This is a genomic window from Pseudoalteromonas sp. ABV4_021 (genome assembly GCF_056159365.1).
Genome location: NZ_JBSWVB010000001.1, coordinates 2,485,069 through 2,506,158, shown reverse-complemented (window position 1 = coordinate 2,506,158; position 21,090 = coordinate 2,485,069). Strand labels below are relative to the sequence as shown.

At 39.0% G+C, this 21,090-nt stretch carries 24 protein-coding genes and 2 pseudogenes; 24 read left to right on the top strand and 2 right to left on the bottom strand.

Annotated features, from left to right (window positions below):
• Window position 1 precedes the first annotated feature (1 nt).
• The 9 genes from ACXAFE_RS11645 to alr all read left to right on the top strand — a co-directional run bounded on the left by ACXAFE_RS11645 (window position 2) and on the right by alr (window position 7,821).
• Window positions 2–430, top strand: coding sequence for a GspH/FimT family pseudopilin (locus ACXAFE_RS11645; RefSeq protein WP_475152695.1), 429 nt, complete (start codon window positions 2–4; stop codon window positions 428–430).
• Window positions 430–840 carry a type IV pilus modification PilV family protein gene (locus ACXAFE_RS11640; protein ID WP_475152693.1) on the top strand — a complete coding sequence of 137 codons (411 nt, stop codon included), beginning with the start codon at window positions 430–432 and terminating at the stop codon, window positions 838–840. Before ACXAFE_RS11645 ends, ACXAFE_RS11640 begins: the two co-directional genes overlap by 1 nt.
• The gene (locus ACXAFE_RS11635; protein WP_475152689.1) at window positions 840–1,352 is read left to right on the top strand and encodes a PilW family protein; all 513 of its coding nucleotides are present in this window, start codon (window positions 840–842) and stop codon (window positions 1,350–1,352) included. Before ACXAFE_RS11640 ends, ACXAFE_RS11635 begins: the two co-directional genes overlap by 1 nt.
• Window positions 1,352–3,127: a pilus assembly PilX N-terminal domain-containing protein gene (locus tag ACXAFE_RS11630; protein WP_475152686.1), complete on the top strand. Its 1,776-nt coding sequence runs from the start codon at window positions 1,352–1,354 to the stop codon at window positions 3,125–3,127. Before ACXAFE_RS11635 ends, ACXAFE_RS11630 begins: the two co-directional genes overlap by 1 nt.
• A gap of 143 nt (window positions 3,128–3,270) precedes the next feature.
• Window positions 3,271–3,840: an RNA polymerase sigma factor gene (locus ACXAFE_RS11625; protein WP_010561946.1), complete on the top strand. Its 570-nt coding sequence runs from the start codon at window positions 3,271–3,273 to the stop codon at window positions 3,838–3,840.
• The gene (locus ACXAFE_RS11620) at window positions 3,827–4,315 is read left to right on the top strand and encodes a hypothetical protein (RefSeq protein ID WP_475152680.1); all 489 of its coding nucleotides are present in this window, start codon (window positions 3,827–3,829) and stop codon (window positions 4,313–4,315) included. The genes ACXAFE_RS11625 and ACXAFE_RS11620 overlap by 14 nt, the downstream gene beginning before the upstream one ends.
• Window positions 4,316–4,326: 11 nt before the next feature.
• Window positions 4,327–5,268 carry a DUF4097 family beta strand repeat-containing protein gene (locus ACXAFE_RS11615; protein ID WP_475152675.1) on the top strand — a complete coding sequence of 314 codons (942 nt, stop codon included), beginning with the start codon at window positions 4,327–4,329 and terminating at the stop codon, window positions 5,266–5,268.
• A gap of 94 nt (window positions 5,269–5,362) precedes the next feature.
• Complete coding sequence (gene dnaB / locus ACXAFE_RS11610; RefSeq protein WP_054979537.1) at window positions 5,363–6,742, top strand: replicative DNA helicase; 1,380 nt, start codon at window positions 5,363–5,365, stop codon at window positions 6,740–6,742.
• Window positions 6,742–7,821, top strand: a complete 1,080-nt coding sequence (alr, locus tag ACXAFE_RS11605; protein WP_475152666.1) for an alanine racemase — start codon at window positions 6,742–6,744, stop codon at window positions 7,819–7,821. Before dnaB ends, alr begins: the two co-directional genes overlap by 1 nt.
• Before the next feature lie 26 nt (window positions 7,822–7,847).
• Here the strand turns inward: alr and ACXAFE_RS11600 are convergent.
• A pseudogene (locus ACXAFE_RS11600) lies at window positions 7,848–8,018 on the bottom strand (YjbQ family protein); the annotation flags it as partial.
• Between the two features lie 143 nt (window positions 8,019–8,161).
• Between ACXAFE_RS11600 and ACXAFE_RS11595 the strand changes: the two are divergent.
• Genes ACXAFE_RS11595 through ACXAFE_RS11575 form a run of 5 tightly spaced genes read left to right on the top strand, consistent with a single transcriptional unit; the run spans window position 8,162 to window position 11,353 of the window.
• The gene (locus ACXAFE_RS11595) at window positions 8,162–8,914 is read left to right on the top strand and encodes a hypothetical protein (RefSeq protein ID WP_475152664.1); all 753 of its coding nucleotides are present in this window, start codon (window positions 8,162–8,164) and stop codon (window positions 8,912–8,914) included.
• Window positions 8,914–10,212, top strand: a complete 1,299-nt coding sequence (locus ACXAFE_RS11590; RefSeq protein ID WP_475152660.1) for an SPL family radical SAM protein — start codon at window positions 8,914–8,916, stop codon at window positions 10,210–10,212. The genes ACXAFE_RS11595 and ACXAFE_RS11590 overlap by 1 nt, the downstream gene beginning before the upstream one ends.
• 21 nt (window positions 10,213–10,233) lie before the next feature.
• Window positions 10,234–10,509, top strand: a complete 276-nt coding sequence (locus ACXAFE_RS11585) for a hypothetical protein (RefSeq protein ID WP_475152655.1) — start codon at window positions 10,234–10,236, stop codon at window positions 10,507–10,509.
• Between the two features lie 29 nt (window positions 10,510–10,538).
• Window positions 10,539–10,847: a hypothetical protein gene (locus ACXAFE_RS11580; protein WP_475152652.1), complete on the top strand. Its 309-nt coding sequence runs from the start codon at window positions 10,539–10,541 to the stop codon at window positions 10,845–10,847.
• Between the two features lie 2 nt (window positions 10,848–10,849).
• Complete coding sequence (locus tag ACXAFE_RS11575; protein WP_475152651.1) at window positions 10,850–11,353, top strand: hypothetical protein; 504 nt, start codon at window positions 10,850–10,852, stop codon at window positions 11,351–11,353.
• 23 nt (window positions 11,354–11,376) lie between these two features.
• On the opposite strand, the gene ACXAFE_RS11570 is transcribed toward ACXAFE_RS11575, so the two are convergent.
• On the bottom strand, window positions 11,377–11,766 hold the full coding sequence (locus tag ACXAFE_RS11570) for a transposase (protein WP_475152648.1): 390 nt from the start codon (window positions 11,764–11,766) through the stop codon (window positions 11,377–11,379).
• Between ACXAFE_RS11570 and ACXAFE_RS11565 the strand changes: the two genes are divergently transcribed.
• The 10 genes and pseudogenes from ACXAFE_RS11565 to ACXAFE_RS11520 all read left to right on the top strand — a co-directional run bounded on the left by ACXAFE_RS11565 (window position 11,748) and on the right by ACXAFE_RS11520 (window position 20,814).
• Window positions 11,748–12,068 carry a helix-turn-helix domain-containing protein gene (locus ACXAFE_RS11565; RefSeq protein ID WP_475152646.1) on the top strand — a complete coding sequence of 107 codons (321 nt, stop codon included), beginning with the start codon at window positions 11,748–11,750 and terminating at the stop codon, window positions 12,066–12,068. The two genes, ACXAFE_RS11570 and ACXAFE_RS11565, sit on opposite strands and share 19 nt — an antisense overlap.
• A 20-nt stretch (window positions 12,069–12,088) precedes the next feature.
• Window positions 12,089–12,520 carry a secondary thiamine-phosphate synthase enzyme YjbQ gene (locus ACXAFE_RS11560; protein WP_475152641.1) on the top strand — a complete coding sequence of 144 codons (432 nt, stop codon included), beginning with the start codon at window positions 12,089–12,091 and terminating at the stop codon, window positions 12,518–12,520.
• Window positions 12,521–12,583: 63 nt separating this feature from the next.
• Complete coding sequence (locus ACXAFE_RS11555) at window positions 12,584–13,687, top strand: ABC-three component system protein (RefSeq protein ID WP_475152636.1); 1,104 nt, start codon at window positions 12,584–12,586, stop codon at window positions 13,685–13,687.
• Window positions 13,684–14,178: an ABC-three component system middle component 2 gene (locus ACXAFE_RS11550; RefSeq protein ID WP_475152632.1), complete on the top strand. Its 495-nt coding sequence runs from the start codon at window positions 13,684–13,686 to the stop codon at window positions 14,176–14,178. Before ACXAFE_RS11555 ends, ACXAFE_RS11550 begins: the two co-directional genes overlap by 4 nt.
• 1 nt (window position 14,179) lies before the next feature.
• Window positions 14,180–16,024: an AAA family ATPase gene (locus tag ACXAFE_RS11545; RefSeq protein WP_475152629.1), complete on the top strand. Its 1,845-nt coding sequence runs from the start codon at window positions 14,180–14,182 to the stop codon at window positions 16,022–16,024.
• Window positions 16,025–16,321: 297 nt separating this feature from the next.
• Window positions 16,322–17,784: pseudogene (locus ACXAFE_RS11540) on the top strand (IS1182 family transposase).
• A gap of 519 nt (window positions 17,785–18,303) precedes the next feature.
• Complete coding sequence (locus ACXAFE_RS11535) at window positions 18,304–18,696, top strand: TIR domain-containing protein (RefSeq protein WP_475152627.1); 393 nt, start codon at window positions 18,304–18,306, stop codon at window positions 18,694–18,696.
• Between the two features lie 10 nt (window positions 18,697–18,706).
• The gene (locus tag ACXAFE_RS11530) at window positions 18,707–19,579 is read left to right on the top strand and encodes a DUF4231 domain-containing protein (RefSeq protein WP_475152623.1); all 873 of its coding nucleotides are present in this window, start codon (window positions 18,707–18,709) and stop codon (window positions 19,577–19,579) included.
• A gap of 94 nt (window positions 19,580–19,673) precedes the next feature.
• The gene (locus tag ACXAFE_RS11525; protein ID WP_475152620.1) at window positions 19,674–20,267 is read left to right on the top strand and encodes a TIR domain-containing protein; all 594 of its coding nucleotides are present in this window, start codon (window positions 19,674–19,676) and stop codon (window positions 20,265–20,267) included.
• 136 nt (window positions 20,268–20,403) lie between these two features.
• On the top strand, window positions 20,404–20,814 hold the full coding sequence (locus tag ACXAFE_RS11520; protein WP_475152618.1) for a hypothetical protein: 411 nt from the start codon (window positions 20,404–20,406) through the stop codon (window positions 20,812–20,814).
• The last annotated feature ends 276 nt before the right edge of the window (window positions 20,815–21,090 follow it).

Sequence of the window (21,090 nt, the reverse complement as noted above, 5' to 3'; positions counted from 1 at the left end):
CATGCGCTCAAAACTAGGCTTTACCTTAATTGAGCTTATGACTGTTCTCTCCATAGTCGCTATTTTAGCGGCTACCGCAACACCAAGCTTTTCAAAGTTTATAAAGCAAGACCGTATTGTAACAACTGCAAATGAGGTGATGAGCACTTTTAAAGTGGCACGAAGCGAAGCTGTAAAACAAGAGAAAACGGTAACACTAACAGCGAATGGTTCGCAGTGGTTAGCAAGTATCGACAATGTTGTTTTTGCTACTTTTAACAATGATCAAAGTGGCGTACGTATTGTTGGAATGGATACTCAAACAATTACTCCAACCGGAGAGTCACCAGTAACCAATATAGAAATAGCAGACGGTGATAGCCAAACTACGGATCGTTGTTTTCGCGTTTATTTGAGTGGTCAGAGCAAAATTGAAAAAGGAAGTTGTTAATGAAAGGGAAAGACAACAATAAACGATTTAATCAGCAGGGATTTTCGTTGATAGAAGTTATTATTGCATTAGTGGTATCGAGTTTTGCCATATTAGGTATGGCAGCCGGGCAACTACAGTCATTAAAATATGCTTCTAATTCATTTGATTATACGTTATCGCTGTTGCAAGCAAATAACGCGGTAGAGCAAACGTGGGTTAATTTATGTGATTTGCAAAAAGGTACTGTCGGCTTTGCTGATGTGACCCCGGAAACTCAGTTTAATAAGTTTACTATTGATTATACTAATAACTTTAATAGCGATAATTTTCGCGTTGGTGTGCAGTGGAATGATGATCGTTTAACCGATAACTTGGCAAACCGTGTTGAGATAGAGGCAAGCTTCCCTGATATTTCAGGAGGTTGCTAATGAGATTACAACGTGGTTTTACGCTTGTTGAGTTAATGATATCGCTCGCAATTAGTGCGTTTTTAATGTCAGGTATCGCATTTGCGTATTCAGCATTAAGTCAATCTGTAGATACGTCGAAAGAGCTTGAAAATGCACAAGAGGTTTTAAGGTATAGCTCAGAAGTATTTACTAGAAGCTTAAAGCAAACAAAAACAACGCCAAATACCCCTAATGCAAATACCATTGTGGTTCAACAAGAAACCTTAGGCTCAACCGCTTGCAATAGCAGCAAACCAGCTGTGCCGTTTAGTGAAACATTTACCTTAGTTGACAATCAGCTGCGCTGTAGAGTCAACGCGGGAGATGAAGAAGTCTTACTAACGGGTTTGCAAGATATTAGTTATCGCATAAATGGAAATTTGGTAGAGGTTACTGTTACACCAGAAAATTTAAATGTGGATATGCTCGCAAATGGATTTCGAATAGATATTGCGCTGAGTGGCAAGATACTGGAAGAGGCATTGAACTAATGAATAATCAAAAAGGTTTTACCTTAATCTCAGTCATGATTTTAACTACCATGACAAGCATCATCGTATTAAATTCATTACGAGATAATGTTATCCAAGAAAGATTAACTGGCAATTATCAAAAGAAAATGAATGCTCGTTTAGTATCTGAAAAGGGGATTTTTGAAACCCATAAATTACTACAAGATAAAATTAACAATAACCCGAATATCTCCAAAGACGATATTATCAGGGTTGGTGAAGAAGGTAGTGGAAATGTATCTGGTAGTGCAAGTATAGATGACATGGCTTTCAACGCGAAAGTTTCACAAAACAGCGATGGCTTAATTGAAATTAGAAGTTTGGGTAGTCGCTACGAAGGCTTGAATAATACAGTCGCTTTATTTGATTATATTCAATCAATCGATAAGAGTTTTCCGTTTGAACAGTTTTTAGTTGGTTGTAGTGGTGTTGGTGTTAAAGCGGGCGGCAGTGTAAACAGTTATGACTCACGAGATCCAACACTTGATTATTCAAATAAAGCGAATATTTCAACGTTGAACAAAAACTCTGATGTGCTAATCGACGGTGGCGCTTTAGTTTGGGGCGATGTAACAACAACGGGCACTATATCGGTTACAGGCGGAACCAGTGTTGCAGGAACACTACACGCAAACAGTGACATAACGATATCTGGAGGCTCAGGTGTTGAAATGCCTGTAGGTACAATTGAAGGAACTCGTGTTACCGAAGATATTTTAACGAAAGGGTCCGTTGATTTTGTCGGTGGTGTAGGTGGCGTGGTGCGTGCGGAAGGTAATCTGAGTTATGGAACTGCATCAACTACCTTTATAAGTAATCTGAATAATGAAGAGTTTGCATTAAAGTATAGTGGTGCAAATTTGAGCACTAATGATGAGTCTGATACACCGAGAGATAACGATGGAACATTATTGTCGCATGCAAAGTTTAAACAGACAGTGTCGGTTGCTGAGGTTGAAGCGGTAGATCCTAACAACATCAAACCCGAAGATTTAAAGAATCCAAAGAAGTCGTGTGATTTTTTACAGATTACGTCTGAGTTCTCCCATATTTTAAATGGTATGGGCAGTTTTGATGATTTAGATCTATCAAGGTGGGATAGTCGTTTTGAGCTGTCATCTCAAAGTGGAAGTTATATTCGTGGCGGCAGTAGTAGTTATTCACCTGTGTCTAAGCATGTTTTTGGTACCACTCAAAGCATCTTTTTCTTTAACAACGTAGAGATTAATGGCGGTCGACTTGTTTTTAAGAAATCAGACAATAACTTAGATAATGAGACAATTCACGTATTCGTTAAAGGTGATTGGAATTACTCCGCGAACGGTGGTTCACAGATTGAAATTCAGGAGGGGGTTTCAGTCGTTGTTTATATTCTTGGCAAAGCAGTATTTAAAAAACCTTTTGCGTCCGATAGCAGTGAAGGCTTCAGACAAGCTTCAAAAACACCAAGCTTTACAATTTATTCGGCCTATAATGACAAAGCCAGTAATTCATTAAACTGCCAAAGGCCAAGAGGTCCTTGGGGAGTGGAAATGTCTGGAACGGGGGATATGTATGGTGTTATTTACTCTCCTTATTCAGATGTGTTTATCGGCTCATCAACAGTATTTAAAGGGGCTATAAGGGCAAATACTATTACAGCATGTGGCGCAGGCTCGATTCATTACGACGTTGCTTTAGGTGAGTATTCTGTCGGTGATGGTGACGGTGGTGGTACGTCCAGACTAGTCTTCAAAGGCTGGCGCTACTTATAATCTTAGATAACTATCTATTAAAACGCTCTTTTTTAAAGGGCGTTTTATTTTTCTCAAAAAAATTTATTTTCATTTAAACCTTTCCAAACCCTTCTTACGTCTAATAAAGTAATCAACAAGAAAACAACACTAGGGAAGTAAATGTGTTAATTGATGCAGAGCAGCGTTTTGTAAAAGAACAAGAAGCAAACTTTGATCTGCAGTTAATCGAAAAAGTGAATATGGGCGATAGGCAAGCATTCCATGACTTGTATAACCGTCACTATAAACGCGTTTTTGCACTTACTTTACGTTTAACCGCAAATGAAAGCCTTGCTGAGGAAGCACTTCAAGAAGTGTTTGTTCAACTATGGCAAAAGCTATCGAGTTTTGATGGCAAAGCAAAATTTACTACCTGGTTACACAGTGTAGCGGCAAATATCACTATTAGTTATTTGCGTCGGCAAACCAATTGGTTGCAAAAAGTTGTCAGTTTTGAACAGGCGGGTATGCCAGAACAAGAAGTGGATATGTGCCACGGTTTAAACGGATTAGATAAATACATAGTGCGACTACCAGAAAAAGCGCGACTTGTATTTGTATTGTTCGCGGTAGAAGGGTATCGCCACGAAGAAATTGCAGAACAGCTAAATATGGCTGTGGGCTCTTCTAAAGCGCAGTACCACAGAGCACGTAGTTTATTAAAAGAGTGGATGAGTAATGAAACAGACTAATTTAGACAAAATGCTAGATGAAGCAGTTGCTCAATTGCCAACTGAGGTTAGCCCTAAAAAAGATTTATGGCAAGGCGTGGAAAACGCGATTGCTAATCAGCCAACACAGACGAATAAAAAGTCTCATGTTTGGCAGCAAGTTACCGCGTTAGCTGCGTGTATGTGTTTAGGTTTATTGAGTTATCAAGTGTTCTTTAACCAACAAAGCAGCCAATATGAGGCGGGCTTAAAAGCGATGACGCAAACCTTTAAACATGAAAAGCAAGCCTTGCTTGTAAAGTACAGCGATCAAAAAGCCCTTGCTGATAATTGGCAAGCGCAATTAGCAGAGTTAGAAGAAGCAGAAAAAGCGATTAAGTTAGCGTTAGAAAATGAGCCAGAAAACGCCACATTACTAAGAATGCTGTCGCAAGTTTACCAGCAACAACTCGATTTAATTAACAAGGTTCATGAGCCTAGCTGGCAACGAATTTAAGGGGAAGTGTTATGAAATTATTAGCTTTTGTTTGTAGTAGTTTATTATCGTTTTCATTGATGGCCGGCGAGCTTATCGATAAAACCATCGATGTACCAAGCAATAACAAAATATATATTGAAAATGATCAAGGCGAAATTATCCTAAAAGGCTGGGATAAGCAGCAAATGCAAGTTTCGGGTACCCTTGATGACCGGGCTGATGGTTATATCTTCCGTAACAAAAAAGGCGGACGTACCGAGTTTATTGTGGAAATGCCAAATCATTACAGTCGTAAAGACGGTAAAGGTTCTAAACTCACCATCTTTGTACCAAAAACACATTTAATCAATATCGAAAGTGTAAACGCCGACATGGATATCGCAGAGCTTAGCGCAGGCATTGTACTGGATACGGTAAATGGTGATATTGATATTCAAGATGTTACGGGGCGTATCAATCTTGATACCGTAAATGGCGACATTAAATCGCACAATCTGAATGGTCAAATTCGTATTGAAACGGTTAATGGTGATATTCGTGATACCAATTCGCAAGGCAGTATGCGTGTTGAAGCAGTTAATGGTGATTTAACAAGTGATACCAAGAGTAAAGACATTCGTATTGAAAGCGTTAATGGTGATGTAGAAATCAACGCACACACGATTAAAGACTTTGAAATTACGACAGTAGGCGGTGAAGTTGAAGTGACAATGCAAGCACTTAGCCGTGGCGCCAATATTCAAGCTGAAACGGTTAACGGTGATATTCTGTTCAAATTACCGCATGACTTATCAGCAGATGTTGAAATAGCTGCTCACGCTGGCGGTAAAATTAGAAATGGTCTATCAAAAGATAAACCTAAAAAAGCAAAATACGGCCCATCAAGTTCGCTAGAATTTCAACTGAAAGACGGTGATGTTGAAATCGAAATCGACACAGTAAATGGCCGTATTGAGTTAAAATACAATTAATCATCGCGCATATTTAATAAAGCCCAGCTCAATGCTGGGTTTTTTTATTGGTTCTGGTTAGAATAGCTAGATTCTCTTCGAGTTAAATCCAGTCATGGCAAAAGCAGATAAACAATTAGATACCTTAAAAGTCCCTCCGCATTCAATTGAAGCTGAACAGTCTGTGTTGGGCGGCCTAATGCTTGATAATGAAGCATGGGACCGTGTTGCCGAGCGTGTTGTAGCGCAAGATTTTTATACCCGCACGCACAAGCTTATTTTTGAAGCGATGGAAAAGCTAGTTGAAAGCGGTCACCCCATTGATTTAATCACTATTTCTGAAACATTAGAAAAAACCAACGAGCTGGATTCTATTGGTGGATTTGCTTATCTAGGCGAAATTGCTAAAAACACGCCAAGTGCTGCGAACATTAATGCTTACGCTGAAATTGTACGCGAGCGTGCAGTCGTTCGTGAAATGATCCATGTGGCCAATGAAATTGCTGATGCAGGTTATAACCCTGAAGGGCGAGATAGCCACGACTTACTCGATTTAGCTGAAACCAAAGTATTTAAAATTGCTGAGCAACGTACAAAAAGCTCAGATGGTCCGCAGAATATTCATAATATTCTGGAAAAAACCATCGACAAAATTGAAGAGTTATATCAATCGCCACAAGACGGTGTTACGGGTGTAAGTACTGGCTACAGCGATTTAGACAAAATGACGGCAGGTATGCAACCGTCAGACTTAATTATTGTTGCCGCCCGTCCTTCAATGGGTAAAACCACCTTTGCCATGAACCTTGCAGAACATGCTGCTATGACGCAAGACAAGCCAACGCTTATTTTCTCGCTAGAGATGCCGTCAGAGCAGATCATGATGAGGATGCTGGCATCCCTTGGCCGTATTAACCAAACCAAAGTGCGTACCGGTCAGCTAGATGATGATGATTGGGCGCGTTTATCGTCCACCATGGGATTGTTAATTGAAAAAGGCAAAATGTTTGTCGATGACTCATCAGGCCTAACACCTACCGAATTGCGTTCACGTGCGCGTCGTATCGCTCGTGATCATGGCGGTATTAGTATGATTATGGTGGATTACCTTCAGCTCATGCGAGTGCCAAGTTTACAAGACAACCGAACATTAGAAATCGCCGAAATTTCACGCTCACTCAAAGCCTTAGCAAAAGAGCTTGAATGTCCGGTTATTGCGCTGTCTCAGTTGAACCGTACACTAGAGCAACGTGCTGATAAACGTCCAATCAACTCCGACTTACGTGAATCGGGGTCAATCGAGCAGGATGCCGACTTAATCATGTTTATTTATCGTGATGAAGTTTATAACGAAGATTCAACTGATAAGGGCGTCGCTGAAATTATCATTGGAAAGCAGCGTAATGGTCCTATTGGTAAAGTACGCTTAACCTTCCAAGGTCAATTCTCGCGATTTGATAACTACGCGGGACCTGCAGTGGATGATGAGTATTAATGCGACTCGCTTGCGCCGAAATCAATTTAACAGCGTTAAATCATAATCTAGCGCGAGTAAAAGAGCTTGCGCCGGGCGCGCGCATTATGGCTGTGTTAAAAGCCAATGCTTATGGTCATGGTTTAGTGACTATTGCGCAAAGCCTAGTTGACGCAGACGCTTTTGCGGTTGCCAGAATCGACGAAGCTTTGGCGTTGCGTGCAGGTGGTGTAATTAAACCAATCGTGTTGCTAGAAGGGGTTTTTCGCGCGGAAGATTTAGCGATTGCAGCAACCAGTAACTTTAATGTTGTGGTGCATGATGAAGCACAGCTGGTTATGCTTGAAAACGCAAAGCTTGCAAGCCCAATAACCGCATGGTTAAAACTTGATACCGGCATGCACCGTTTAGGAATTGAGCCAAGCCAGTGTAATGATATGTACATGCGTTTAGAGCGCTGCAATAGTGTGGCTGAAAATATTAAGTTAATGACCCATTTTGCCTGCGCAGACGATCTTGACGACGGTAAAACGACTGAGCAAATGGCGCTCTTTTTCGATAGTATTAAAGGCAAAAATAACGAATTGTGCTTGGCAAATTCAGCAGGTATTGTTGGTTGGCCAAATAGTCATTGTGAGTGGGTTAGACCTGGCTTAATGCTTTATGGTGTATCACCAATGATCGATTCAACAGGGCGAGATCATCAATTAATCGCAGTAATGCGATTAACCAGTAGTATTATTGCTATTCGTGATGTAAAAGCGGGTGAAACGGTTGGTTATGGCAGTGCCTGGCGTGCAGCGAGCGATACTCGAATTGGTGTGGTAGCAATGGGTTATGGCGACGGTTACCCAAGACATGCGCCAAATGGCACGCCAGTGATGATTCAAGGTAAACGCTTTGCGATTGTTGGTCGTGTGTCGATGGATATGATCACCGTAGAACTTGGCGATGACGACTCAGTAGCGCTAGGTGATGAAGTAGAGTTATGGGGACCAAATTTGCCAGTTGAGCAAATTGCGCAGTTTGCAACGACTATTCCTTACGAGCTTCTATGCAACATAACCCCTCGGGTTGAATATAAGTATATCCAAGAATAGTTTTATTTTGCAGCTAAGTGCGAGGTTTAGAATACCTCTCCCTGTATTGTAGCGACTAAGGTGCGAGCACCTCCGTAATCTCTGTGTTCACCGAGATAAATACCTTGCCACGTGCCCATATTAAGCTGACCATTAGCAATGGGAATTGAGATACTCGAACCCAGAGTGCTTGCCTTAATGTGCGCTGGCATATCATCAGTACACAGTAGTTTGATATTAGTGGACTATCTAATTGATTGTTTTTTGGTATAGTTAGTATAGTCAGCATAAAGCCATTTGAGCTTTTAAAAATGGACAGTTAATAAACAATGAAGTCACAAATAATTATTAATGAGACTGAATGATGTGGAAAAAATGTAATGAGCTCTTGTTCAATAAGCGTTGGGAAGAATATAAGCAGTTTTTCCAATTAGAAATTTTTCGTTACTTAGTGATGTGGTTTTCAATTGTTCCAATAATTGCAGGAATTATTGCTCAATTACCTGATCCATTGAATATTCAAATTGGACACCAAATCTACCCTGTTCAACTTACGCTACCCTTTAATTGGCAGCTTCTGTGGCTATCATCTTTTTTCTTTGTTTTAGCTTTACTTATATACAAGGTTCGTTGTCCTAATTTTATTCATCGTTATAACAAATATTCAGATTATGCTGCTCATAACCATGATCCTCGATGGCTAACTACACAGGTTTATGATTTACTTGAATTTATAGGGGAGAAGCAGGACCAAAGGGATAAGCTTATTAAAAGGTTATATGATAAAAGTTATTTGAATGAAGTTGTTGACAGTGATGAAAATGTTCTTAGTCATACAGACACAAAAGTCGAAGCGCAACAAACTACAATTAGAATTCTCTATCAAAATAAAATATACAAATTTGGAATGCCTATTAACTCGCATGCAGAAGATGTTGAAAGGAGTGTGTTTTGGGAAGTTTTCGGAAGTTATTCAGCCACTAGGATCTGGGCAAGAAACACAATACAAGTCTTACTGTTAATATCTCTAATTTTATTTTTAGTATCTTTGCTGCAACATATTATAAAGGGTGGGGTTTTCGTAATGCATTGGATTGGTAGCTTTTTTAATTAATGGGTAACTACAAATATTATGCTGGCCTGACTAGCCAAGTAGGGTTTTGTGCAACTCCCTTGCGGCTTGATCCTTTTAATAAATGCCAATATGGTTGTGGATATTGCTATGCATCCACCCGACAGGGATTTGGTCGTTCTCAAGAATTTAAAGTTAGTGCCCCTGAAAGCTTAGCTAAACGTTTAAAGAGAGTGAAAGAGGGCAAAGTATCATCGGCATTAGATGAATTGATTTCGAAGAATGTCCCTTTTCAGTTGGGAGGGATGTCTGATCCCTTCATGCGAATGGAAAATAAATTATCGGTCACCTTGAGCTACTTAGAAATTCTAAAAGAATATAATTACCCTTACATTATTAGTACGAAAAGTAACTTAGTGGCGGAGCCAAGGTATTTAGAGTTAGTTTCTAACTCAAATTGTTATGTTCGTTTTTCTATTACGGTAATAGATAATAAAAATAGAAAACTTGTCGATAAAGGGTGTCCTTCAGTTGATAAAATATCAGCTGCAGCAAAAGTTCTGGCAGAAAGAGGTATATCTACATCATTCCGCTTCCAACCTATCATTCCAGGGTTCGAGTATTGTTTTGAACAACTTTTAGATATAGCGGTAAGTTCGGGTGTGAAGCATATTTCTGCTGAGTATCTTAAAGTTCCTCTTGACGCAAATGTTAAATTCTCACGTGAACTAAAGAATGTTCTAGGGGGTAACCCTATTCAGTTTTATAAGGAACATGGGGCTAAAAAATTCGGTAGAGAGTATAACTTACCTCTCAGTTATAGAGGGAGTCATTTGGCTAAGATGTCGCGGGAAGCAAGGCAATATGGGTTAACATTTGGGTTTGCTGATAATGATCTATTAGTTCATTCTGATGGTAAGGCTTGCTGTGGAGCGTCAGATTTATATTTAAAGGACTCAAATTTCTTTGAAGCTAATATCACTTGGCTTGCTAAGAGAAAGAATTATGGAGAAAAGATATTTTTCTCTGACTACTTGGAAGGCTGGATCCCTAAGAAAGCTATTTCAACGTATTTAAATTCAAAATCTCGAATAAATATTATGGATTCAGATGTACCAGAGTGGCTGCATTACTTGAAGGCTATGTGGAAGGGAGAGCTTGGAATATATAGTCCGAACTATTTCGATGGTATTGAGACTACAGAAGACTTTGATGAGCAAGGACTTCCAATATATGTTCGAGCTGAATCTAATTTTGAGAAAATTTATAGTAAAAAAATTGCTAACAATACATTTAATTTTGAGGCACAGTTGTCGATTCCATCAGTTAGTATTTTATGAATATAAAAGGACTTAAAAAATATGGCTAAGAGAAAATCTAGTATTGAAGAGCTATTTGATGCTCTATTCGATATGACGGGTTTTATTTGGCAAGTTGGTGCTGTTGTGACAGCTATCCTAATCCTTGTTTCAATACGCTCTTTCATTTGGCTCAGTGAAGTTAGAACTCAAGACTCAGCAGCTGCAACTTTGATTTTTGAACATTTTAGTTGGGTGTTCTATGCAATACCTATATTGATAGGGTTTGTTGCTTGGCTATTTGCTCTCAAAACTTATCAAACTTACCAAAAGCGCTAGTAACTTAGCAAAAGCTAATAGGGATTAATATGAGGTTGTTTGTAAAGGATCATAACGGCATAAAAAGACACTTAAATACCAGCGCTGTTTCTAGACAGGAGCTTGCAGCAAAGCTGGGAGGGCAAGTGTTTGTAATTGATGGGAACAGTTACCATGTTAGCCAAGTTACCGCTGAAAAGTCTTCGGAAGCGATAGCTGCGTCCGCTGTTATTGGTGGAGCTATGGGTTTAGTAGGTGGTATGCCTGGGGTATTAATCGGTGGTGCTTTAGGTGCTCTGTTTGGCAATGAAACAGAAAAAAAAGAATTGGCTCAAATAGCCGCTTTTAATAGGAGTTGAAAATGAAAAGAATCGATTTCAACTCCCTGATGGCATTAATTTTTGTGGGTGTATTAGCTACGTTAGCTTATTTTTTTCAAGATGCTTTAAAAAGTAACCTTAGAGTTATTTTAGAAGGTGGGCTTTTAGAGGTGTTTCTAGTTATATCTGTTGCTGTAGTGGTACTTTTACATTCTTTAAAGGTTAATGAACGCGATGAAAACTCCCCTTTAATATTTAAAAGTGGGTTCAAGCCCCTTGATGTGTTTCTTACAGTTGGAACTTATGTAGCAATCACTTCTACAGCATGTTCTTTACTAGAAGGGGCATATATTCAACAGGTTTTTGGCGTTGAATACTTTACTAAGTTTGGAGAGCTAGATATCAACGTATTAATAGGGGTGTCAGCACTGCTAATGTGGTATGTAATTTTTCATATGTATAAAATGCTAAAAGAGCTTTTGTTTATACCTGAAGAGGTTTCCACTTTGCCAGACGGCGCTAGTGAGAAGAGTGCTTTAGATTAGTATTAAATATAGGCCACAGAGTGCTAAGTTTTGTTTTGCTCTTTAGCAATTATAGTCATAGCTTGGAGTAAAACATTTCTCTCTTGCGAGAGTCTCGCCATGTCCTTCTCTAACCTATTGAGAATAAACTTTTCTTTCCTTTTAGCTTTTTGCTGATCCTCATCTTTAAGCCATCTGTGAAGAGTGCTAGCAGATATATTATTTCTCCTAGCAACTTCTGCTATAGGCTTACCTTTTTTTGAAATCTGACTAATGAGTTCTTTTTTGAAGTCTAGAGGATAACTTTTACCCATAATTAATTGTCGATACAAATTGAACTTAGGATTCCTAAGTATACATGCTAAGATTAAACTTAGAAAATCTAAGTATGTATATTTCTCTTTATGATTAGCTATTGTCTTTTTCCAATCCATTCTCATATCGTCTTAAGGAAGCTCGAACCAAAACCGGAATATCTCAAAAAGAGTTGGGAATTAGAATCGGTATGGAGCCAAGTTCAGCGAGTGGTCGTATGAACCATTACGAAAAAGGACGGCACTTCCCCGATATCTCGACATTAAAACGCCTAGCAGATGCCCTAGATGTTCCACTTAATTACTTTTTTTGTGAGTCGGATGACATGGCAAAGTTAGTACTGAGTTTTCATGCTTTAACTGAGATCCAGAAGAGAGAGCTTTTGGAAGAACTTAATAGCAGTGACAAATCTTTGGAATAATTCAATTACAGGTATTCAATATGTGGGTTCAAAAAGAAGTTAAACTAAAGCCGAGAAGTAGAGGGTTCCATCTAATTACTGGTGAGATTATTGATCAACTGCCAGAGCTTGCCTCATTTGAAGTAGGTATGTGTAATATCTTCTTGCAGCATACTTCCGCTTCTTTAACTATTAATGAAAATGCAGATCCAACCGTAAGAGAAGATTTCGAAAACTATTTTTTGCGCAGTGTACCAGAGGGCGAGCCTTACTATAAGCATACGTACGAGGGGAGTGATGATCTTCCTGCTCATTTGAAGAGCAGTATTCTTGGCTGTAGTGTGAACATACCTGTTACAAAGGGCCGTTTGAATATAGGAGTATGGCAGGGAGTTTATCTTGGTGAGCATCGAGAAAATACAGGTGGGCGATCGATAGTTATTACTCTTAGCGGGGGGTCACTTAACTCTTAAAGTTTTTAGAATAATTGCAGAAAAATTTAATCTCACAAAATGGTTAACAAAAGGAAAAGTTAAATGGCACGCCCCAGTTTAAAGGGACTTGAGTTGAGCCCTCCTGATAATGAAGACTCTGGAGGTTTCACCTCTTCGGCTCAGGCAAGAAGCGGAAAATTGATCCCTCCTAGACAGCATTTATTACTTATTTCTGCGGATGACTGGGAAGTGTTTGTGGCAGAGTGGGGGTTGTTTCAAAAAGATAAATATCATCTTGTAACTAAAATGGGTGGAGCGAACGACTTTGGTATAGATGTCGCCTGCTTTAAATCGGATAAAGGGTTTGAAGGCCCTTGGGATAACTTTCAGTGTAAGTATTACAAAGGTGAGCCTTTAGCACCGAGTACTGCGATCCCTGAAATAGGAAAGATACTATGGCACATATATTCTAAAAAAATTAGTTGCCCTGAAAATTATTATTTTTTTGCCCCAAAAGACTGCGGTCCATCACTTAAAAAATTACTTCTCGACTCTTCTTTGCTCAAAGAAAAGCTAAAAAATGATTGGGATAGTTCCTGTGCTACATCTATAACCACGAAGAAAGAAATCTCTTTGGAAGGTGACTTCTTACTTTTTGTGAATAATTTCGATTTTAGTATCTTTAAATATAAACCTGTAGAACAAGTGATTGAAGAGCATAGAGCCACTCCTTATTTCATCACTCGGTTTGGAGGAGGAATGAAAAATAGGCCTCAGGTTGATTCACCTCCTGAAAAGTACGCTGAAGCAGAGTCTAAATATATTACACAGCTCTTTGAAGCGTATTCGGATTATCTGAAAATTCCTCCAGAAAAATTTGATGTGAACATAGAGGAAGCTTTGCTTGAGCATTTTAACCGCCAACGTGAGGCTTTTTATTCAGCTGAATCGTTAAGAGCTTTTGCGAGGGACACTGTACTGCCAGGGACATTTACTGCACTTCAAAAAGATATATATCATGGTGTGATAGATATAGCGCAGGATGATTGGGACGATAGTTATAAGCGAGTTAAAGAAACTCTTAGGGAATCGAAGCTTGTACCTATTGAATCGAACGGATTATTTGAAGTAGTGAGAGTAACTGACAGATACGGTATTTGCCATCAGTTAGTAAATGACCAGAAAATGAAATGGGTTAAAAAATGAATAGTATTTCACCTGACTTTGTATTCAATAGCCCTTTAGAAACAGGGGTACGCTCTTTGTCGATTCTGACAGTTGAACCCTCAACTAGATTTGATCTTCAGCAATTAACCGCCTTCGATTATTTGGTTGTTCATTCCGGGGGGCTTAAAGGGGGGCCTGTTAGTCTGCACCCAGATACTCCAAACCAAGCGGGAGAACTTGTCATTCGGAGGAGCTTAGTGGAGAAGGGCTTACTATTGATGGAATATAAAAACCTAGTTTCAAAACTGAGCTTGGATGATGGTTTTTTTTATGAAGCTACAGAGCTTGCTTGTGTTTTTATTGAGTCACTAACAAATGAATATATTAGAGAGTTGACCTATCGCGCGAGGTGGGTAGTAGAAAAATATGGGTGCGACCAAGCCCTAGAGGATGCTTTTAATTTTTCACTCGAGAATTGGTCAAAACAGTTTCAGTTTGTTGAGTGGCCTTTAAATAAAAGGGAGTTTTAAAGTGGAATTAAGGTTTTTAGTATTTTCTGGTCCCCATAAAGATAAAGCAAAAGTTAGCTTCGGAGCGGGACTAAATATAATTTATGGTCCATCCAACACCGGAAAGTCATCAATAGTGGACGCGATTGATTTTATGTTTGGACGCGAACGCTCATTAGATGAGAAAGCAGAGCATGAAGGCTATGACAGGGTCTTATTAGGATTGAATATATCTGATGGGAGAGATTTCACTCTTGTGAGGAGTCTTCTGGGGGATGTTATAGAGTGTTACTCAGGCCTTCATGATGAAAAACCTAATGAAAGTAGCCCAGAAATACTTCGACTTAAAAAGGCAACAAAAAAGCACCGAACAATTAGTGAGTTTCTATTTAGTGAATTAAAAATAGGAGCTAAAAAACTAAGGAAAAACGCAAAAAATCAAGTCGTTAGTCTTACTTTAAGGAATTCAATTGCTTTAGCATTGGTTGATGAAACTGAAATTCAGAAAAAGGGATCACCATACTTTCACAATGGCTTTACGAAGATCACTGAGGAAGCATCTAGATTAAAGTTCTTTTTAACAGGTGTGGATGATAGCTCTTTGCTTCCAGAAGAAACAGAAAAAAAAGTATTATCTAAAAGTGCAAAAGTTGAAATATTGAATGAACTCATTAAAGAGACTACGAGTGAAATCGAAGCAAAGTTTTCGTCTGTGTCGACATATAGCGAATTGGTAGAACAAAGCAAAAAATTAAATACAACAATCGATTTCTCAAGTGATGAAATTGAAAATTTGGAGAAGCAATTTGAAACTCTCAAGGAATCTAAACATTCTATACAGGATCAAAACTACAAAAATGATGAGCGCTTAAACGAAGTCTCGGTAATGTTAAAACGCTTCGAACTTCTAGAAAATAAGTACAGTAGTGACATTGCTCGGCTCGAAAATATAAGTGAAGTGGGGACTCTTTTTGCAGCTCTACCGAAAAGTAAATGCCCGCTCTGTGGCAGTACTCAAGCCGATATCCATTTACATGAGGGGTGTGATGAGAACGTTGAACCTATAATTAAAGCTGCCGTATCGGAACAAAGTAAATTGATATCTTTAAAATCAGGACTCACACCTGCCATTGAGGGGTTGAGGGCTGAGCATATTGCGCTTAGGGAGAAGCGAACGCGTAATATCGAGGAGTTGGATAGTATAGATGCCAGATTTGTTAATATTAGCCAAGAAATTAGAGCTAGGAAATTCAATTACAATGAGCTGGTCGAAAAGAAAATTGAGGTTAATAATGGTTTGAGACTGTGGGAACAAAAGCATACCCTACAGACCAAGATAGATGATTTAACAAATGAAACTGAGAAATTGTACACTCCTTCGGATTCAAAAGCGGAAAACTCGCTTCCAACAAGTGCCTTATATAATCTATCAAACTCAGTAAAATATTTGTTGAATAGCTGGGATTTCCCTATGTCTAGCGATGTTCATTTTGACAAAGAAACGAAAGATTTTGTTATAAATGGCAAACATAGGAGCAGTAATGGTAAAGGCTTCAGAGCACTTACACATGCAGCTGCTTCCTTGGGATTAATGAAGTTTCTCGAGGATAATACGCAGCTCCCTCATTTCGGGTTTGTATTATTGGACTCTCCGCTTCTTGCATACGAAAAGCCAGATGACAATGAAGATGATTTGTCTGGAACAGATGTGAATTTAAAGTTTTTTGATTCTTTATCTAAATGGAAATCTAAGCAAATCATCATTATTGAAAATAAAAAGTCCATGCCTGAGGCATACAAAACTGGTGAGCAAATAACTCAATTCACAGGTAATGATGAAGGACGCTGGGGTTTTTTCCCTAGGTAACTTTTGTTGAGATGAATATAAGGTCAGATCCTTTACGGTCAAAAGAGGTATCCAGTTCGAATTCTATTTTTTATTTGATCTACTAGAGAAGTTTAAGGTGTAGTAGCTCATATCTGATCTGACAGTATGCGCAAATAGGTTTAGGCTTTATCTGACAGGCAGTTATGAGCGCAGGCTGTGTGAAAACTCTGTTCACCTTTTGGTCTAAACACCTGCTGTTTATGATCAAACAGTCTAATTAATAGTCACGTTAATTGATATAATAATCAGCAAGTTAATGTTGGAGATTAGCTGATTATGTCTAACCATATAAAGAGACAAAGCCGTACTCAAGCCACGCTATTTCCTGAAGTTCTGGATGACTTCATTGCTGAAGATAACCCAGTTCGTGTTATTGATGTATTTGTAGATGAACTCAATTTGGAGCAAATGGGGTTTAATCGAGTTATTGCTAAACGCACAGGCCGTCCTGGTTATCATCCTGCCACCATTTTAAAGCTATACATATACGGTTACCTCAATCGCATCCAGTCTTCTAGACGATTAGAAACGGAAGCCAATAGAAATATAGAACTCATCTGGCTATTGGAACGCTTAAAGCCTGACTTCAAAACCATAGCTGATTTCAGACGTGACAATGCTGAAGGTATTAAACAAGCCTGTAGTCACTTCGTTGCCATATGCCGAGAAATGGGTATGTTCAGTGAAGGTAAAGTGGCAATTGATGGCAGTAAGTTTAAAGCCGTTAACAGCAAGCCAAACAACTTTACGCCTCAAAAAGCTAAAGACCATATTGACCGAGTTGAAGCCAGTATCGAAAAATACCTCAAGCAGTTGGATGAAGTTGATACTGAAGAAGTACCAGAGAAAAAAGTACAAGTAATGAAAGATAAGCTAGCTTGGCTAAAAAAGCGCTTAGGTGAGCTACAAGAAATCAAACAGGTCGTAGAAGCTCACCCAGATAAATAGATATCACTAACCGACCCAGATGCAAGACTGCTCAAAACTAGAAACATGGAGCGCCAAGTCTGTTACAACATTCAAAGTGCGGTAGACACCAAGCATCACTTGATTGTTTATCACGATGTTACCAACACAAATGAGCGAGGTGAATTAGCGAGGTGAATTAGCGAGGTGAATTAGCGAGAGTAACAAAATTAACTCAACAGGCTTTAAACCGAACTGATATTACCGTTCTGGCCGACAAAGGTTATTACAGCCGTAAAGATGTTAAGGCTACCCTCGATTTAGGAGCCAATCCACTGGTGCCTAAAACGGATACATCAGGTAATGCTAAAAAAGGACTGTTTACTCGTTCACAATTTAAGTATGACAGTGATAGAGATTTATATGTTTGCCATGCAAACCAAGAGCTTCCTAAAAGCCGCAGAGGTTGGGATGATGGGTTGGAACAAGACTTCTACTACAGCATATTAAAATGCAGGGAATGTGACGTTAGAGAGAAATGTACTACATCTAAAAAAGAACCAAGAAAAATGAGACGCTGGGTTCATGAAACGGAAGTTGAAGCAATGTTGGCTCGGCTTGACGATGCACCAGACACGCCCGTTATTCGCAAGCAAACAGTTGAACATCCTTTTGGTACAATCAAAATGTGGATGGGAGCAACACACTTCTTAACTCGTCGATTCAAAAATGTGAGTACCGAAATGAATCTTCATGTTTTGGCTTATAATATGAAGCGAATGATATCGATTATGGGTGTTCAAGGCTTAAATAAAGCAATCAGGGAGTTATAGAATCAATAACTTCGCTCGCGCACAGAAAATAATGCTTCTAAGAAAAAATATCGCGATAGAAATCTTCTTCGAAGATTTCTTACAACGCAGAAAAGCAAAACTGTTTTCACACAGCCTGAGCGAACAGCGGTCATTGATAAAACTAACGTCATTACACACATTGCATTACGAAGATCCACTTTTGTTCATGAACATGGCACGTTATGTAAAATCATATTTGGCTCAATTATGTAGATGTAAAAAAACAACTGATTGATACTTAATGCTAAAAATTGAAAATTAAAATCACATAACGGTCCTCTAATGGCACGATTAAGTAATGGCTCGTTTATCTAAATCCAATTTTACATTGATAGGGCAAAAAACTACTGGTAATCTACTGAAAATATTAAATAAATAATTTATTGGCGTGCAAATATTAGGTTGTGGATAACTTTCTTAAATCGAAATGCGCATTAATAAGCTGTTATACCAATCACAGAGGCTAATGGCTCTCTCAAAGTAAGGAGATAAAAACAGATGCCAAACGTTGTTTTTTTTAGTTACAAGGAAGAAGATCGTGGAGTTGTTCTTACAATTAAGGGGCGTGCGGTAAATACTCGATATTCATCTCTCAATTTTCGTGTTAAAGACTTATTAAAAAGGTGGCAAACAGAAAATGAGAGTGTAATTAAGCAAGCTATATCCAAAAGTACAACTGGCACATCGAGAACTATTGTTTTTGTCGGTGCTGATACCTGGAAAAGCTATTGGGTACCACATGAGGTTCAAATGACATTGGATAGAGGTAAGCCTGTTTATGCAATAAGACTTAACGGTGTCCAAGGAAAAATACCTAGCTGTTTGTCCCAAAATGGCATAAAGGTATACCCATGGAGCGAGGCCAATCTGCAAGCTTTAGCTACAATGTAGGAGGCTTTCTTTGGAACATCAGGATTATCCCGGTTTATATAGAGCAGCAGATTCTGCCTCAGCTAAAGCACAATCGGCTTATCTACGCTCATTCCAATGGCATATTGTTACTCTCATTACGGGGGCTGCGCTTGCAGTAAATCCTGTACCAACTGCGCTGTACTCGTTAGTAAACGCGGGTGTATTTCTAGCAGCTCTTGGAATATCAGTGCTAATAGCTGCAAAACGGTACGAAAAGTCATGGTACAGCGCTCGAGCGGTAGCTGAGTCGGTGAAAACATCAACTTGGCGATACATGATGCGAGCAGAACCTTTTTTAGATGCAACATCTGTCGGCGAAGTCAATAATGTTTTTCGGCGTTTGCTTGAGGGGATATTATCTTCAAATAATCAAATTGGTGATTTGCTTGGGGGAGATGACTGTGCTCGAGATCAAATTACTCAATTTATGCGCGATACAAGGGCGAAGCCAATTGAAGAAAGACGGCAGCTTTACCTGGCAAGTAGAATTAGAGAACAAAGAACCTGGTATGCAGAAAAGTCAAAATACAATAAAAAAAGAAGCACCTTTTTTTTCGTATTACTGGTTATGCTTCAGGTAATTGCCGTTGGCTTAGTTCTATCAAGAATTGCATTCCCTGAATGGAAAATATGGCCTACAGAAGTTTTTGTGGTCGCTGCTGGTTCCGTAACAGCATGGATGCAATTAAAACGGTTTCAAGAAATTGGTACAGCATATGCGCTCACAGCGCACGAAATTGGAATAATCGAGAGCAAAATCACTGAGCCAGATACTGACGAATTATTCTCTGAATTCGTTAGAGACGCGGAAAATGCCTTTTCAAGAGAGCACACCCAGTGGATTGCTAAGGTTGAGCACTAGATAGGTATAACAAGTTGCTGCACTCGGATAAATTACTCACTGCGCTCGCAATTTACCGGTGAGCAAAGCGTTAGGCAAATAAGAAGGATTTCACATGAAGTACGATATTTTCATTTCTCATGCATCAGAAGACAAAGATGATTTTGTCAGACCTTTAGCTATTGCGTTAATAGAAAAAGGTTTCAAAGTTTGGTACGACGAGTTATCACTGGATGTAGGGGATTCGCTTCGCCAGTCTATTGACAAAGGTTTAAAAAACTCGCGGTTTGGGTTGGTTATTTTGAGCGAGAAGTTCATAGAGAAAAAATGGGCTGAATATGAATTAAATAGCTTTGTTAGCAAAGCTATTTCCAGTGAAGATAAAGTAATTTTGCCTATTTGGCACAAAATTTCTCATGCTGAGGTTGCTGATTTTTCTTTAGCTCTCTCTGATAAAGTGGCTTTGAATAGTTCAATGCCATTAGAACTCATAGTTGCCAAGCTAGCTAAAGTTGTTGGGAACCCAAGAAGACCAGATCATCCTTTTCCGGGGGGGCCGTGGGTAAAAGAACCGTGCCCAGAGTGCGGAAAAGATGCAAATCATATTGGTTATGAAACGACAACTCCCTCGGGTGCATACGATATCGATTGGGTTGAGTGTCAAGAATGTGGCTACATTAGCGATAAAAATTACGTACAGATTGCCTAACAAACAATTTAAGAGGGATTCACAACGCTTGGTACTTTTGCTTCTACTTCAAATTTAGTGTTTACGGTACCATGCGTTAGGTTGGGTGGTGGCGTTGTTCACCCTTTAATTGGGCGCCAGGTAAAAAGGTAACTCTTTGAATATTTTTAATTTTTCTATATTAGCTATTGCGCTGGTTTTAGCAGGGTGTACAACAGGACAACTGTTTTACTTAGATAAAAATGGTGACAAGAAGCTAGCTTGTGATGTTGAGTTTACAGGTCTCCCGTGGATAGATAAGTATGCGGTAGAATACTCACTTAGCTTGTGTGCAAAAAATGTTGTGAAAAAAGGTGGTACGATTGAAGAAATACACCTTTTAGATATTGATACATCAATTCTCAGCCCGCCATGTGGAGCCAAATGGAATCACGAACTAGCTAAAAAAATGTACAAATCAGATGAGCTTTCTAAAAAAGAGTACGGTTATATCGTGGCACATATTGATTTGGGTTTAGCAAAAGTTAATCAATGTTCACCTAACAAACCAAGTCAGTCGGATTCATAACATTGTCGTTGCTTGGGGCGTTACGAATGACAGTTGTTGGCACAAAACGGAAGTAACCCTCTGAATTTAATTATGTATCCGACAGTAATGAGCGAGTAACGGACGTTTAGATTTTTTAACCCCTTACTTTTCAGCCTCTGAATCTAGACCTTTCCCCCATATTCAAGAGAATGCGCAAATTGCGCACTTTTATCTTTCTCAAAAAATTAACCAGATGTATTTTTAATAATACTGGCAACTAGTTATCAACTTTGTTAAAACTAAAGCATTCAGAAA

Bases quoted from the DNA above. Each gene is read 5' to 3' on its own strand.
- ACXAFE_RS11595 (WP_475152664.1), top strand. From the start codon at position 8,162: ATGATGTGGAAAAAATGTAATGAGCTCTTGTTCAATAAGCGTTGGGAA.
- ACXAFE_RS11645 (WP_475152695.1), top strand. From the start codon at position 2: ATGCGCTCAAAACTAGGCTTTACCTTAATTGAGCTTATGACTGTTCTC.
- ACXAFE_RS11620 (WP_475152680.1), top strand. From the start codon at position 3,827: ATGAAACAGACTAATTTAGACAAAATGCTAGATGAAGCAGTTGCTCAA.
- ACXAFE_RS11640 (WP_475152693.1), top strand. From the start codon at position 430: ATGAAAGGGAAAGACAACAATAAACGATTTAATCAGCAGGGATTTTCG.
- ACXAFE_RS11630 (WP_475152686.1), top strand. From the start codon at position 1,352: ATGAATAATCAAAAAGGTTTTACCTTAATCTCAGTCATGATTTTAACT.
- ACXAFE_RS11525 (WP_475152620.1), top strand. From the start codon at position 19,674: ATGAAGTACGATATTTTCATTTCTCATGCATCAGAAGACAAAGATGAT.
- ACXAFE_RS11575 (WP_475152651.1), top strand. From the start codon at position 10,850: ATGAAAAGAATCGATTTCAACTCCCTGATGGCATTAATTTTTGTGGGT.
- ACXAFE_RS11590 (WP_475152660.1), top strand. From the start codon at position 8,914: ATGGGTAACTACAAATATTATGCTGGCCTGACTAGCCAAGTAGGGTTT.
- ACXAFE_RS11585 (WP_475152655.1), top strand. From the start codon at position 10,234: ATGGCTAAGAGAAAATCTAGTATTGAAGAGCTATTTGATGCTCTATTC.
- alr (WP_475152666.1), top strand. From the start codon at position 6,742: ATGCGACTCGCTTGCGCCGAAATCAATTTAACAGCGTTAAATCATAAT.
- ACXAFE_RS11580 (WP_475152652.1), top strand. From the start codon at position 10,539: ATGAGGTTGTTTGTAAAGGATCATAACGGCATAAAAAGACACTTAAAT.
- dnaB (WP_054979537.1), top strand. From the start codon at position 5,363: ATGGCAAAAGCAGATAAACAATTAGATACCTTAAAAGTCCCTCCGCAT.
- ACXAFE_RS11635 (WP_475152689.1), top strand. From the start codon at position 840: ATGAGATTACAACGTGGTTTTACGCTTGTTGAGTTAATGATATCGCTC.
- ACXAFE_RS11615 (WP_475152675.1), top strand. From the start codon at position 4,327: ATGAAATTATTAGCTTTTGTTTGTAGTAGTTTATTATCGTTTTCATTG.
- ACXAFE_RS11550 (WP_475152632.1), top strand. From the start codon at position 13,684: ATGAATAGTATTTCACCTGACTTTGTATTCAATAGCCCTTTAGAAACA.
- ACXAFE_RS11535 (WP_475152627.1), top strand. From the start codon at position 18,304: ATGCCAAACGTTGTTTTTTTTAGTTACAAGGAAGAAGATCGTGGAGTT.
- ACXAFE_RS11570 (WP_475152648.1), bottom strand. From the start codon at position 11,766: ATGGATTGGAAAAAGACAATAGCTAATCATAAAGAGAAATATACATAC.
- ACXAFE_RS11560 (WP_475152641.1), top strand. From the start codon at position 12,089: ATGTGGGTTCAAAAAGAAGTTAAACTAAAGCCGAGAAGTAGAGGGTTC.
- ACXAFE_RS11555 (WP_475152636.1), top strand. From the start codon at position 12,584: ATGGCACGCCCCAGTTTAAAGGGACTTGAGTTGAGCCCTCCTGATAAT.